Here is a 12,740-nt window from a genome sequence, read left to right on the forward strand (position 1 = left end):
TCGTATCAGCCCTGGCGTTGTTTATGCCGGGGATTTGTACAGAGAACATAGATCTTCCCGTGCCGTTTTTGGACTCGACACTTGCTGCAAATGGGTTTGACAGACGCGCGAACTTTCATGATTTCCTCTCTTCGTTATTCCGCTCATTTCTCCCGATACGTAATGCGACCCCGGGTCATATCGTAAGGAGACAATTCCACCTTCACTTTGTCACCCGGTAATATCTTGATGTAATGCATGCGCATTTTTCCTGAAATGTGCGCCAAAACCTTGTGCCCTCCCTCTATTTCCAAGCGAAACATCGCGTTGGGAAGAGACTCCAGCACACGCCCTTCCATTTCAATTTTATCTTCTTTGGTCATTCGTTCCTTTCGGATTCCTCATGGAGAACTTGTGTCAAAATTTCCGGCCCGGATTCCGTGAGAGCCACCGTGTGTTCAAAATGAGCGGAAAGCCGATTGTCTTCCGTCACCACAGTCCACCCGTCCTTTAATACGTTCACTCGCCAGGTCCCAACGTTCACCATAGGTTCCAGTGCAATCACCAATCCTGCTTCCAAGCGAATGCCCGTTCCCGCTGTCCCGTAATTTGGAACAGAAGGTTCCTCGTGCATATTTCGCCCAATCCCATGTCCCACAAAATCTCGGACAACCGAGTAGCCGCCGGCCTCCGCCACACGCTGGATCGCGCTCGAAACATCCCCAAGCCGTTGTCCCACGCACATGGCCGCGATCCCTTTTTGCAGCGATTCGCGGGTCACACGGAGAAGATCCTCTGCTTCTTTGCTGATTCGTCCCACCGCAAAGGTGGCCGCCGTGTCCCCCACAAAACCGCCCAAGGTGGCCCCCACATCGACACCGACGATATCCCCTTCGCGCAAAATTCTTTTGCTACTCGGAATTCCGTGAACCACCTCTTCGTTGATCGATGTGCAGAGGGTCGCCGTGTAGCCACGGTATCCCAAAAAAGTGGGAATACCCCCGCCCGCTCGAATACATTTCTCGGCCAGGCGGTCCAGATCTTTCGTTGAAACACCCGGCCCCACCCTCCGCCCAACCTCCGCCAACGCTTGAGCGGCCAGCCGTCCCGCGCGACGCATCCGCTCAAGGTCTGCTGCCGATTTGAGCTCGATCTGACGCGTTGTTGACGCCATTAACCCCGCGGGAGAGCGTCTAAAATTGTCGAAATGGCCTTGGTGACTTCCGCCATAGGTCGATCCGCCGCAATCGTTTCCAAAAGATCAAGCCCATGATAGTAGGAAATCAACGGCTCGGTCAAATCATTAAACACGCGAAGTCGCTTTTCGATGGTCTCGGGTCGATCATCATCTCGCTGGAAAAGAGCGCCACTATCCACGTCACAGAGGTCCGGAACCCGGGGAGGTTTTGTCAAAACGTTGTAGACTTTCGTGCATTTTGAACATTGACGGCGACTGGACAAACGCCGGATCACTTCTGATTCTTTCAGGCTTAAGTAAATCACTTTATGAAGAGGGCGTTTTACATTTGTCAAGTATCCGTCCAGGGATTCCGCTTGGCTCACCGTCCGCGGAAACCCATCCAAAAGGAAGCCTTTTTCAAATTCAGGTTGCCCCAACCGTGACGTCATGACTTCCAAAACCAACTCATCAGGAACCAAGCGACCGGAATTGACATATTCTTGCACTTTAAGACCTAAGGGGGTCAAATTTTCGATTTCTTCTCTAAAAATGTCGCCAGTCGAAATATGAGGGGTCTTGTAGCGAATCGAAAGCGGTTCCGCTTGAGTTCCCTTGCCTGATCCCGGTGCGCCCAGCAAAATAATATTCATAAGTGTCTCCTTAAGTTAGCTAGCCGCACCGACGTTAAACCAACGTCCTTTGACCCGACCTGTTTTTGAAAATCCTTCGTAATGACGCATAATGAGATGGGATTCCAACTGACCCACCGTGTCTAACGCCACACCCACAACAATCAAAATAGATGTCCCACCAAAGTAAAAGGGAGTGTTCATCACGCGATGCATAATGTCCGGAAGAATAGCCAAAGAAGCCACGAAGAGAGCGCCCCCCAGAGTAATGCGCATCAACACGCTGTTGATATACGAGGCGGTCGGTTCGCCCGGCCGAATTCCTGGGATAAAGCCCCCCCATTTTTTTAAGTTGTCCGCTAAATCCGTTGGATTGAATTGAACAGAATTATAAAAATAGCAGAAAAATATAATCAAGCCAGCGTACAAAGCTTCATACCAAAGCGCCCGTTGGTTCCACAACCCTAAAATCTTTTTCGATATCTCCCCCTCTGGGTTGAAGCTGGCGAAGGTCACCGGAACGGATAAAAGAGACACGGCAAAAATAACAGCGATCACACCGGATTGGTCAACTTTAAGAGGAAGAAATGTACTGGCCCCCCCATACATTTTTCGGCCCACCATCCGCCGTGCGTATTGAACAGGGATTTTCCGCTGAGCGGTTGCAACCCAAACCACCAACCCCACAACCACAATGACAAGACCCAATAGTCCGAGAGCCGTCAGAAGAGACATTTCTTGAAGTTCAAAAACCATCCTCCGCACTTGATTAATGGCCCTTGGCAGCCCCTCCACAATTCCCGTAAAAATCATCAATGAAATCCCGTTTCCTACGCCCATTTCCGTAATTTGTTCCCCAAGCCACATGATGAAAATTGTTCCCGCTGTCAGCGTGATGACCGTCGTAAAAACAAAAAGAGCGCCGGGTTCTCGCACCACAGCCAAATCGCCACCCAGGCGAATTTTGGTAATAAGCGTTGTTAATCCGAACGATTGAATAACAGCGAGAAACAAAGTGAAATAGCGTGTGATCTGATTCAAACGACGACGCCCGCTTTCTCCCTCTTTGGCCAATCGATCCAAATAGGGAATGACATGGGCGCCTTGAAGCAAACTCATTATGATGGACGAGTTAATGTAGGGCATCACCCCCATGGCAAAAATAGACATTCGGCTCATGGCTCCGCCGGAAAACATGTCTAAGAACCCTAAAAAACTATTGGAATTCGCTTTAAAGATCTGCTGAATGGCCTCGCCGTTAATCCCTGGGATGGGAATAGCAACCCCAATTCGGTAGACAATCAATATCCCCAGAGTAAAAAAAATCCGTTTCCGTAGTTCGGGAATTTTAAAAATGTCCGCAAAAGATTGCATGCGTCTACCGTGGGTTTCCCAGAGAGATGCGCTTAGAATCAGTCATCAGTTTATTTTTTTCTTTTCCACAACTTAGGCCCAGGAAGGACTTCCCCTCGCCCACCGGCCTTTTCCAACTTCATTTTCGCCGATAAAGAAAAAGCATGCGCTTTCACGATAAAAGCTTTATTCACATCCCCATCTCCTAAAACTTTAATGGGGTGCGATCCTTTGATGAGGCCAGCCCTCCGCAACGTCTCTGGGGTAACCTCTCCCGCTTTTTCAATGACCGCTTGGATGTCGCCAATATTGACCAATGAATACACCGTTCGAAAAGCCGTATTTTTAAAACCACGTTTGGGCACACGACGGATCAGAGGGATCTGGCCCCCTTCAAAACCTTGTTTCATGTGAGAATCGCCCGACCGAGCGGTTTGGCCTTTAAATCCACGTGTGGATCCTTTTCCCCCGTGACCAGAGCCTTCCCCTCGTCCAACAATTTTACGCCGGTGACGGGAACCGGGCGCGGGTTTCAATGTGTTCAAGCGAATCATGATCATGTCCCTTTAAAAAATAATTATACGGCCGCGGAAGGAACCACCGGCGCGGCATTCGCCACCGGCAATTCTTTCCCGCGTCGACGGAAAGAATCTTCGCGAGTTTCTAAATCCTTCAGCCCCGCCAACGTGGCGTAGACCACATTAAAAGGATTGGTGCTCCGAAGAGATTTACTTAAAATATCACGAATGCCCACCGCTTCAACCACCGCACGAACGCTTCCGCCCGCGATAACGCCAGTTCCCGAAACGGCTGGTTTAAGCAAAACAGTCCCCGCTCCAAAGATCCCTTTCACTTCGTGTGGAATCGTTCCATTCTTTAAGGGAATTTTAACAATGGTCTTTTTCGCGTGAGAAACCGCCTTCTGGATCGCCGCCTGAACCTCTTTGGCTTTCCCAATAGCGGCGCCCACATGACCGGCCCCATCGCCAATCACCACAAGCGCACTGAATGAAAACCGTTTTCCACCTTTGACGACTTTGGCCACACGGTTAATGGTCACGACGGTTTCTTTAAGCGTTAAACTGTTGGCATCAATTCTTGGCACATGAACTCCTGCGTTAGAAGTGGAGACCCGCCGAGCGGGCTCCGTCGGCGACGGCTTTGATACGACCATGATAGGCGCGACCGCCACGATCAAATACCACACCGGAAATATTCAGACCCTTGGCTTTTTCCGCGATCGTTTCGCCCACCTTTCGAGCCGCTTCAATATTCGCACCTGTTTTGAGAGATTTTTTTAAGTCCGACAACAAGCTGGAGGCTGCGGCCAAGGTCCGTCCGGCCGAATCATCCACCAATTGTGCATACATATGTTTTTGCGCACGATAAACCGATAAGCGCGGCTTCACCGCCGTTCCATGAATTTTGCGCCGAACGCGCAGACGACGAAACGCCAAACGCTCTAGAGGACTCTTCACACTCATTTCTTCCCTCCTGTACCCGCGGATCCGGCCGCCGCTTTTCCTGCCTTGCGCCGAACGTGTTCTGTCGTGTATCGAATACCAACCGGTTCGTTGTTCGCCCAGTAGACGCCAGGCCTTCGAAAGCGGCGAATTTCCGCGGCCACCTGACCCACTCGTTCTTTATCAATTCCTTGAACCGCCAATCCCGTTTGCTTTGCGTCAACCGTCACTTTAATTCCCGCCGGAACAACATAATCAATGGGGTGAGAAAAACCAAGGGTCATCTGCAAGTTGCTCCCGGTTAACTGCGCCCGGAACCCCACCCCTCCAATTTTTAGTTCTTTTGAAAATCCTTTTTCGCATCCTTCAACCATGTTCAAAAGAAGCTTTCGGAACGTCCCATGCAGAGAACGCTGACGTGTGCTGTCATCTCGACGGTCCAATACCAAAGCTCCCTTTTCCGACCGAGCGGTGAGGCCCTCCGGAAGGGTTCGACTTAACTGGCCCAAGGGCCCCGTCACACTAACCAGGCCCCCCTGAATCGACACTTTAACTTTTTCGGAGAGAGGAATCGGATTTTTTCCTAAGCGGCTCATGAGATATGTTTTCTTCCTTTACCAGACGATGGCGATCACTTCGCCACCCAGTTTTCGTTTACGAGATTGCCGGTCCGTCATCAGTCCCTTCGATGTGGATACAATCGACATCCCCAAACCACCTCGAACTTTCGCCAGATCTTCATAACCACGATAGGCCCGCAACCCTGGCCGAGAAACCCTTTTTACTCCTTGGATGACACGGACTTTATTGGGTTGATATTTCATAAACAGCCGCAAAACGCCTTGTTTCCTGTCGGGCAAAACTTTATAATCCGCGATGTACCCCTCTTCCTTAAGAACATGGGCTATGTCTTTTTTAGCACTTGACGCCGGCAAATCCACCCGTTCCATGAATTTGTGGTTGGCGTTATTGATCATAGCGAACATGTCGCTGATCGGATCATGACTCATAATTTCCCCTTGTTACCATTTTCGAACCTCACCAACTGGACTTTGTGACGCCGGGAATTTCTCCCCTTAGGGCCAAATTGCGGAAACAGATTCGGCACAACCCAAAATCTCGGTAAAACGCCCGCGGTCGACCGCACAACCGACACCGGTTTCGATATCGCCCTGCGTATTTCAGGGGCTTTCGCATTTTCGCGATCCACGCTTGAGTAGCCATAGTCGAGTAAACTCCTTAGTTGAGCGCTGACTTCTTGTCGCGCTTGAAGGGCATTCCAAGCAGGGCCAATAACTCCAACCCTGCATCGTCTTTGCCAGCGGTTGTTACGACCGTCACGTTCATTCCCCGCGGCTTGTCGGATTTATCCAAATCGATTTCAGGAAAAACATATTGTTCTGTCAATCCCAAATTGTAATTTCCTTGACCATCAAACCCTCGATGGGGATCGAGCCCACGAAAGTCTCGAATACGCGGAATCGCAATACTCACCAGACGGTCCATGAATTCCCACATCCGACGCGACCGGAGAGTCACGCGCACCCCAATGGGCATCCCTTCCCGAAGTTTAAAATTAGATATGGCTTTTTTTGAACGTCGAACTTGGGCCTTTTGGCCCGTAAACGCAGCGATTTCCTGTGCGGCCAAATCCACCACTTTTGCGTTTTCTCGAGCTTCGGACAAACCAATGTTTACCACCACTTTTTTAATTCGTGGCACTTGAAGAGCGTTGCCCCAACTCTGGCGTTTCATCATTTCAGGAACAACCGCCGTCCGATAAAGGACTTTCATTCGCGGTTCATTTTCTTTCGTTTTTTCATTTGACATCGAACACCCTCACTTGGGACCCAGCCGAGGGGAGAGACCTCAATCGGTTTATCTCCCTCACAGAGGTCAAATCATCCAATCATTTCGCCGCATTGACGGCAGAGGCGCGCTTTGGTTCCATCGGAAATGGCCCCGCTCTTAAATCGTGTCGCTTTGGAACACTTGGGACAAACCAGCATCACCTTTCCAATGGGCAAATAGGCTTCTTTTTCTTGGATTCCGCCTGGTTTTTGTCCTGTTCCTTTCGCGTGCTTTTTAACCATATTAATCTTGGCCACAAGAACACGTCCTTTGCTCTTATCAATTTCTATGACTTCACCTTGCTTCCCTCTGTCTTTACCAGAAAGAACCCGAACCTTATCTTTTTTTCGAATAGGAGAGATGGACATGGTTTAAACCACCTCCGGGGCGAGTGAAATAATTTTAAGATAATTCCGATCACGCAATTCGCGGGCGATCGGCCCAAAAATACGGGTCCCTTTTGGTTCACCCTCATCAGTAATGAGAACAGCCGCGTTATCATCAAATCGAACATAACTTCCATCGGGACGGCAGCGCTCTTTACGCGTTCGAACCACAACACATTTGACCACGTCCCCTTTCTTCACACTGGAGTCTGGCAACGCTGTTTGAACAGAAGCGGTCACCAAATCTCCCAAATAGGCGTAACGTCGTCGGGACCCACCGTGCATCCGAAACACCCGCACCAAACGAGCTCCCGAATTATCGGCCACACGCAAAATACTTCGCTCCTGTATCACGACTTGCCTCCCAGGGCTTGATCCAAAGTTTCTCCCACAAGAGCTTGAGAAACGACACGGACCAACCGCCAACGTTTCAATTTGGAAAGAGGCCGAGCTTCCATCACCTGAATCCGATCTCCCACTTTACTTTCGTTTTTTTCATCATGGGCGTAAATTTTCGTTGAACGCGTCAAGACCTTCGCGTAACTGCTGTGGCGCAACCTACGCTCCACGGAAACCACGCGGGTCTTATCCATTTTGTCAGAGAGAACAATTCCCTCCACCACCTTCCGTTCTTCCCGTACCAGCTTTGTCACGGTCACGCGGAGACTCCCTTTTGTCGTAAGAACGTGAGCGCCCGAGCGATCACTCGCCGTGTCGTCCGAATTTCCCGCGGATTTTTGAGCGGAGCGGTCGTGTTCTGGAATTTGAGCTTAAAAAGTTTATCTTGGTTTTCTTGAAGCTTCAAGTGAAGCTCCTCTTTGGTTAGTTCAGAAAACTTGACTTCTTCATTTTTCTTAGCCATGGCAACCGTCCTAGAAATGGTCCCGCGCCACAAGACGAGTGGCGATCGGCAACTTGTGCCCCGCGACCCGCATGGCTTCCTTCGCCTGCGCTTCGGTCACGCCTTCAATTTCAAAAAGAATCCTGCCCGGCTTCACCACCGCCACCCAAAATTCGGGATTCCCTTTCCCTTTTCCCATTCGCGTTTCAGCCGGTTTCTTTGAAACAGGCTTGTCTGGGAAAATGCGAATCCATACTTTCCCGCCTTTTTTCAGCGATCGGGAAAGCGTGATCCGAGTCGCTTCGATCTGTCGCGCGGTGATCCAATGGGCCTCTAACGCCTGAAGCCCAAATTCCCCAAAAGACACGAATCCACCGGCTTTCGTTCTTCCTTTTAGCCGACCGCGATGAGACTTTCTAAATTTAACACGTGAGGGCATCAACATGGCTAGTTCACATTCCCTTCACGTTTCTTGGCTTCGTCTTCTTCCGCTTGGATCTTGCTCATCACTTCTTCCTCGATCGCTTCCGCTTCCCGTTCCGGTTCCGCGGGGACGACCGGGTCCACAGACAATAAACCCGCTTCCGCCTTTTTTGCCAATTCTTCTTTTTCTTTTTCCTCAATCACGCGAACTTCCGCCATCAGATCGGCGTCCGTCTTTTGAAATAGTTCTTTACGGAAAATCCAGGCTTTCACCCCAATCGTCCCCATTTTAATTCGGGCTTCTGTCGTGCCGTAATCGATGTCCGCACGAAATGTTTGAAGAGGAACCCGCCCCTCTTTCATCCACTCGGTTCGAGCGATTTCTGCCCCTCCCAATCGCCCGGCCACCATGACCTTTATTCCCAGAGCGCCCCCCTGCATAGCGCGTTCCATGGATCGTTTCATGGCACGACGAAATCCAATCTGTTTTTCCAACTGCATGGCCACACCTTCCGCGACCAACTGAGCGTCAATCTCGGGCCGTTTAATCTCAATGATCTGGACCGCCGTTTTTAACCCCGTCATCTCTTCGACCACATTGCGAAGACCTTCGATGTCGGCGCCTTTTTTACCGATCACCAGGCCGGGCCGGGCGGTGTAGATGTTGACACGAAGATACTTTCCCGTGCGCTCAATTCCAATTTTAGAAACCGCTGCAAGTTTCAAACGGTCTTTCAGAAACTTCCGAATCTTAAAATCTTCCTCAATGAGAGCGGGCATCTCCTTAAGATTAAGCCACTTGGAGTCCCACTCCCGGATATAGCCGAGGCGAATACCTTTGGGATGTGTTTTGTTGCCCATCGAAAATTTTCTCCCTTTTCCTTAGTTGTCGCTGACAACAATTGTCAGATGGCAGGTTTTGCGTTTAAACATGGCGCGCGATCCCATGGCCTTCGGCATGACTCTCTTTAACGCAGGCCCATGATTGGCCCACGCCTGAGAAACTTTCAGGCGTGTCACATCCGCATTTTTTCCCGCGTTGGAAACAGCGCTTTTTAATGTTTTTCCCACCAACACGCGGCAAGCGCGGGGAACCCATGGAAGAAGACCCATGGCGTCGATAACCGATTTCCCCTTGATCAAGTTTAAGACCTGGCCGACCTTGCGATATGAAAAACGAGCAAAACGTGCGTGCGATATTGATTCCATAGGATCCTCTACGTTTTGGAGGAGGCTTCTTTCGTGTGCGCCTCCCCGTGTCCCCGGAAGTAGCGGGTGGGTGAAAATTCACCCAATTTATGCCCGACCATCTGTTCCGTTACAAAAACCGGCGTGTGCTTTTTTCCGTTATGAACAGCAAACGTTACCCCCACAAAATTCGGGGCAATCATGCTGGCGCGTGCCCACGTCTTGATCGGTTTTTTATCCCCCGATTTTCGCATGGCCTCTACTTTTTCGACCAAATTAGCGTCAATATATGGCCCTTTTTTCTTTGAACGTGACATAAACTCTCCTTACGACGCTTCCGCGGCGTTGGTTCGACGCCTTAAAATCATCCACTGATGCTGTTTGGGTGATCGTGTTTTATAGCCTTTGGCCGGTTGATTCCAAGGGGAACGAGGCTGGTTATTTCCTTTACTTTTCCCTCGGCCACCTCCGTGCGGATGGTCCACCGCGTTCATGGCCGTGCCACGAACGTGCGGCCTAAATCCGCGGTGACGATAACGACCCGCGTTTCCAATGGTTAAATTCTCATGTTCCGTGTTTCCCACCTGACCAATGGTGGCCATGCATGTGTCTGGAACCATTCGGATTTCTCCGGATGGCATTTTCAATGTGGCGAATCCGTTTTCTTTTGCCATAATTCGAACAGATGTCCCAGCGGAGCGAGCCATTTGGGCCCCTTTCCCTGGAATGAGCTCCACAGCATGGACAACTGTTCCGAGAGGAATGTTGGTCATCGGGAGAGCGTTACCAACTTTAATTTCAGCCGTGGGCCCCGAACTCAGTGAATCCCCAACTTTAAGACCGACGGGTTGTATAATATAGCGTTTTTCGCCGTCTTTGTAAAACAATAAAGCAATCCGCGACGTCCGATTTGGGTCGTATTCAATCGTCGCCACTTTTGCAGGAACACCAAATTTTTCCCGTTTAAAGTCGATGATTCGATACATCCTTTTATGCCCACCGCCTCGGAAGCGAACCATAATGGACCCGGTGTTGTTCCGTCCACCGGTTTTTTTTAGCGGTTCAAGAAGGGATTTCTCAGGCGTTGTTTTCGTAATTTCACTGAAATCCTCTACGGTAATAAACCGCCGCGACGGTGTATAAGCTTTAAATGTTTTCATCGGCATAATCTTACCCCTGCGGCTCCGCGTATTTGATGTCCTGGCCTTGTTTTAATGTCACGATGGCCTTTTTCCACTCTGATTGATATCCCATCCGCTGACCACGGCGACGCAACTTTCCAGGAACACGCATGGTGTTCACATTCACCACATCCACCTTAAAAGCCGACTCAACAACTTCGCGAATCTGTCCCTTTGTCGCGTCCACAGCCACTTCGAACACAAATTTATTTTGTGTTTTCAACTGCGTGGATCGCTCGGTCACCAGGGGACGACGAAGGATATGCGCAAAAGAGAGACTCATTTTGAAACCTCCACCGCGCTGGGATCGCCTAATCGCTTGGACAACTCCGCCAACGCGGCACGGGTCACCACAAGTTCGTCGGCAAGTAAAGCCTGATAACTGTTCAAATCCCGGGCCAATCGGTATCGAACGGTCGGAATGTTACGGAGTGCCCGTTCCGTCACCTCGGACACAGAGGCGACAACCAAAAGAGATTTAGGCGCAAGATTTAAAGATTTAACAACGGCCATCCCTTTCTTTGTCTTTGGCTCTGAAAGAACTAAATCATCAATGACCCTGAATTTTCCGTCCCGAAGAAATGAGGAGAGAACCGCTTTCAAAGCCAATCTCCTTTTGGCTGGAGGGATGGCTTGATTGTAAGACCGCGGCTTAGGTCCAAAAGCTATTCCTCCATGACGCCACAAGGGAGATCGGCTTGATCCAGCCCGCGCGTTTCCCGTGTGCTTCTGTTTCCATGGTTTAGCCCCACCCCCGGACACTTCACCCCGTGTTTTTGTGGAATGAGTCCCTCTCCGCTCGTTGGCCAAATAGGCCGTAACCACTTCATGGACCAACGAGGGGGTCGCTTTAACCTCAAAGACATCGGCGGCTAAAGTGACCGTGTCCACTTTTTCTCCTTTCATGTTCAAAACGTCGAGAGTCAGCATGATTTCCCCTTACTTTTTCCCAGGGGCGGCTTTTGCCGGCGCCTTGGTCACTTTTTTGGCGGTCGCGGCGCGACCGGATGATTTGCTCGCTCGCTTAGGCCGCGTGGTCTTATACACTCGGACGCAAGATCCCATAGGACCTGGAACTGACCCTTTAATCAGAATTAAATTTTGTTCGGCATCAACGCGGACAACAATCAATCGCTGCACCGTGCTCGGAACAGCACCCATGTGTCCAGGCCCGCGCTTCCCAGGCCACACCCTTTCCCGCCCGCTGGAGCCAGGAGCCCGCCAACGATCGGACTGACCGTGAGTCTGAGGCCCACCTTTAAATCGATGGCGCTTTACGGCTCCCGCAAATCCTTTTCCTTTATTGGTCCCCCGAACATCCACCACATCTCCCGATTTAAACTGGTCCGCACGAATTTCCATGCCCTTCTCAAATCCCGTGGTTACCGAAACACGAAATTCTTCCACCCACTGGCGAGGAGAAACTTTAGCCATGGCGAAATGCCCCACTTCAGGTTTAGACAGGTTTTTTCCTTTGGTCCCACCAAATCCGACTTGGATGGCCTCGTATCCATGGGCAACAGTTGTTTTAATTTGGAGCACAGGACAGGGGCCCGCCTCTAGAACTGTCACTGGAACAACCTCCCCTTTCTCATCGAACACTCGGGTCATCCCAATCTTTTTGGCCAGAATCGCCTTGAGGGTTGGGACCGTTTTACTCTCTGGTCCTACTGTCTCGACGATTGGTGTATTTTCTTTCGTTGGTTCAGACATTGTTGTTTTCCTAATTTTTAATGACAAATTTTACAGCTTAATCTCCACATCCACACCGGCGGGAAGGTCCAGTTTCATCATTTCTTCCACCGTCTTTGCCGTCGGTTCTAAAATATCAATCAAGCGCTTGTGAATCCGCATCTCAAATTGTTCACGGGATTTTTTATCCGTATGAACAGACCTGTTTACCGTATATTTTTTGATGTGAGTGGGAAGCAAAACCGGCCCCGCCACCGTGGCTCCCGTTCGATGAGCGGCTTCCACTATTTTTGTCAAAGAATCATCCAACATGCGATGATCGTACGCCCGCAACCGAATCCTAATTTTTTGCTGCGCCAATGGGGCTGTTGTGTTCATATCAGTTCACCGAAAAGGCGCATTGAAAATCCGCACCGGCCCGAGAGTCCCGCATATGCAACGTCACGAGACTTTCCCCTGCGTAAAGATCAGCATTCACGATCGGATCTCCCATACCTTTAAGCCAAAATTTCGGTTACGACTCCGGCTCCGACGGTGTGACCGCCTTCCCGGATCGCAAATCGAACACCCGTCT

The 12,740-nt window shown here is 50.4% G+C and carries 26 protein-coding genes; all 26 read right to left on the reverse strand.

Features of this window, described 5'->3' with window-relative positions; all coding sequences use genetic code 11:
* Window positions 1-5: 5 nt before the first annotated feature.
* Window positions 6-119: a 50S ribosomal protein L36 gene (gene rpmJ / locus JNK54_08385; GenBank protein MBL8024279.1), complete on the reverse strand. Its 114-nt coding sequence runs from the start codon at window positions 117-119 to the stop codon at window positions 6-8.
* Between the two features lie 24 nt (window positions 120-143).
* Window positions 144-362, reverse strand: coding sequence for a translation initiation factor IF-1 (infA, locus tag JNK54_08390; protein MBL8024280.1), 219 nt, complete (start codon window positions 360-362; stop codon window positions 144-146).
* Window positions 359-1,153, reverse strand: coding sequence for a type I methionyl aminopeptidase (gene map, locus JNK54_08395; GenBank protein MBL8024281.1), 795 nt, complete (start codon window positions 1,151-1,153; stop codon window positions 359-361). The genes infA and map overlap by 4 nt, the downstream gene beginning before the upstream one ends.
* A complete protein-coding gene (locus JNK54_08400; protein ID MBL8024282.1) occupies window positions 1,153-1,809 on the reverse strand; it encodes an adenylate kinase in 657 nt (218 codons plus the stop codon). The genes map and JNK54_08400 overlap by 1 nt, the downstream gene beginning before the upstream one ends.
* Before the next feature lie 15 nt (window positions 1,810-1,824).
* A complete protein-coding gene (gene secY, locus JNK54_08405; GenBank protein MBL8024283.1) occupies window positions 1,825-3,162 on the reverse strand; it encodes a preprotein translocase subunit SecY in 1,338 nt (445 codons plus the stop codon).
* Between the two features lie 50 nt (window positions 3,163-3,212).
* On the reverse strand, window positions 3,213-3,692 hold the full coding sequence (gene rplO / locus JNK54_08410; protein MBL8024284.1) for a 50S ribosomal protein L15: 480 nt from the start codon (window positions 3,690-3,692) through the stop codon (window positions 3,213-3,215).
* Between the two features lie 26 nt (window positions 3,693-3,718).
* Window positions 3,719-4,315, reverse strand: a complete 597-nt coding sequence (rpsE, locus tag JNK54_08415; GenBank protein ID MBL8024285.1) for a 30S ribosomal protein S5 — start codon at window positions 4,313-4,315, stop codon at window positions 3,719-3,721.
* Window positions 4,260-4,625, reverse strand: a complete 366-nt coding sequence (locus JNK54_08420; GenBank protein ID MBL8024286.1) for a 50S ribosomal protein L18 — start codon at window positions 4,623-4,625, stop codon at window positions 4,260-4,262. Before JNK54_08420 ends, rpsE begins: the two co-directional genes overlap by 56 nt.
* Window positions 4,622-5,200 carry a 50S ribosomal protein L6 gene (gene rplF / locus JNK54_08425; protein ID MBL8024287.1) on the reverse strand — a complete coding sequence of 193 codons (579 nt, stop codon included), beginning with the start codon at window positions 5,198-5,200 and terminating at the stop codon, window positions 4,622-4,624. Before rplF ends, JNK54_08420 begins: the two co-directional genes overlap by 4 nt.
* Before the next feature lie 18 nt (window positions 5,201-5,218).
* Entirely contained in the window at window positions 5,219-5,617 is a 399-nt protein-coding gene (gene rpsH, locus JNK54_08430; GenBank protein MBL8024288.1) for a 30S ribosomal protein S8, read from the reverse strand.
* A 25-nt stretch (window positions 5,618-5,642) separates the two neighbouring features.
* The gene (locus JNK54_08435; GenBank protein MBL8024289.1) at window positions 5,643-5,828 is read right to left on the reverse strand and encodes a type Z 30S ribosomal protein S14; all 186 of its coding nucleotides are present in this window, start codon (window positions 5,826-5,828) and stop codon (window positions 5,643-5,645) included.
* Between the two features lie 15 nt (window positions 5,829-5,843).
* The gene (gene rplE / locus JNK54_08440) at window positions 5,844-6,434 is read right to left on the reverse strand and encodes a 50S ribosomal protein L5 (GenBank protein ID MBL8024290.1); all 591 of its coding nucleotides are present in this window, start codon (window positions 6,432-6,434) and stop codon (window positions 5,844-5,846) included.
* Between the two features lie 71 nt (window positions 6,435-6,505).
* Window positions 6,506-6,823 (reverse strand): 50S ribosomal protein L24, encoded by a 318-nt coding sequence (locus JNK54_08445; protein MBL8024291.1) that lies wholly within the window; start codon window positions 6,821-6,823, stop codon window positions 6,506-6,508.
* 3 nt (window positions 6,824-6,826) lie between these two features.
* The gene (gene rplN, locus JNK54_08450; protein ID MBL8024292.1) at window positions 6,827-7,195 is read right to left on the reverse strand and encodes a 50S ribosomal protein L14; all 369 of its coding nucleotides are present in this window, start codon (window positions 7,193-7,195) and stop codon (window positions 6,827-6,829) included.
* Window positions 7,192-7,500 carry a 30S ribosomal protein S17 gene (gene rpsQ / locus JNK54_08455; GenBank protein ID MBL8024293.1) on the reverse strand — a complete coding sequence of 103 codons (309 nt, stop codon included), beginning with the start codon at window positions 7,498-7,500 and terminating at the stop codon, window positions 7,192-7,194. Before rpsQ ends, rplN begins: the two co-directional genes overlap by 4 nt.
* A complete protein-coding gene (gene rpmC, locus JNK54_08460) occupies window positions 7,497-7,703 on the reverse strand; it encodes a 50S ribosomal protein L29 (protein ID MBL8024294.1) in 207 nt (68 codons plus the stop codon). Before rpmC ends, rpsQ begins: the two co-directional genes overlap by 4 nt.
* A 10-nt stretch (window positions 7,704-7,713) precedes the next feature.
* Window positions 7,714-8,127 (reverse strand): 50S ribosomal protein L16, encoded by a 414-nt coding sequence (gene rplP, locus JNK54_08465; protein ID MBL8024295.1) that lies wholly within the window; start codon window positions 8,125-8,127, stop codon window positions 7,714-7,716.
* A 2-nt stretch (window positions 8,128-8,129) separates the two neighbouring features.
* Window positions 8,130-8,966, reverse strand: a complete 837-nt coding sequence (gene rpsC, locus JNK54_08470; GenBank protein ID MBL8024296.1) for a 30S ribosomal protein S3 — start codon at window positions 8,964-8,966, stop codon at window positions 8,130-8,132.
* 21 nt (window positions 8,967-8,987) lie between these two features.
* Window positions 8,988-9,314, reverse strand: coding sequence for a 50S ribosomal protein L22 (rplV, locus tag JNK54_08475; GenBank protein ID MBL8024297.1), 327 nt, complete (start codon window positions 9,312-9,314; stop codon window positions 8,988-8,990).
* 8 nt (window positions 9,315-9,322) lie between these two features.
* On the reverse strand, window positions 9,323-9,610 hold the full coding sequence (gene rpsS, locus JNK54_08480) for a 30S ribosomal protein S19 (protein ID MBL8024298.1): 288 nt from the start codon (window positions 9,608-9,610) through the stop codon (window positions 9,323-9,325).
* A 9-nt stretch (window positions 9,611-9,619) separates the two neighbouring features.
* Window positions 9,620-10,459 (reverse strand): 50S ribosomal protein L2, encoded by an 840-nt coding sequence (rplB, locus tag JNK54_08485; protein ID MBL8024299.1) that lies wholly within the window; start codon window positions 10,457-10,459, stop codon window positions 9,620-9,622.
* A 4-nt stretch (window positions 10,460-10,463) separates the two neighbouring features.
* On the reverse strand, window positions 10,464-10,757 hold the full coding sequence (gene rplW, locus JNK54_08490; GenBank protein ID MBL8024300.1) for a 50S ribosomal protein L23: 294 nt from the start codon (window positions 10,755-10,757) through the stop codon (window positions 10,464-10,466).
* Window positions 10,754-11,404 carry a 50S ribosomal protein L4 gene (gene rplD / locus JNK54_08495; GenBank protein ID MBL8024301.1) on the reverse strand — a complete coding sequence of 217 codons (651 nt, stop codon included), beginning with the start codon at window positions 11,402-11,404 and terminating at the stop codon, window positions 10,754-10,756. Before rplD ends, rplW begins: the two co-directional genes overlap by 4 nt.
* A 9-nt stretch (window positions 11,405-11,413) precedes the next feature.
* Window positions 11,414-12,187: a 50S ribosomal protein L3 gene (gene rplC / locus JNK54_08500; GenBank protein ID MBL8024302.1), complete on the reverse strand. Its 774-nt coding sequence runs from the start codon at window positions 12,185-12,187 to the stop codon at window positions 11,414-11,416.
* 30 nt (window positions 12,188-12,217) lie between these two features.
* Window positions 12,218-12,526 carry a 30S ribosomal protein S10 gene (gene rpsJ, locus JNK54_08505; protein MBL8024303.1) on the reverse strand — a complete coding sequence of 103 codons (309 nt, stop codon included), beginning with the start codon at window positions 12,524-12,526 and terminating at the stop codon, window positions 12,218-12,220.
* A 137-nt stretch (window positions 12,527-12,663) separates the two neighbouring features.
* Window positions 12,664-12,740 (reverse strand): hypothetical protein (locus JNK54_08510; GenBank protein MBL8024304.1); only part of this gene is annotated, 77 nt, incomplete at its 5' end.

This window comes from Elusimicrobiota bacterium, assembly GCA_016788905.1.
Taxonomy (GTDB): domain Bacteria; phylum Elusimicrobiota; class Elusimicrobia; order FEN-1173; family FEN-1173; genus JADKHR01.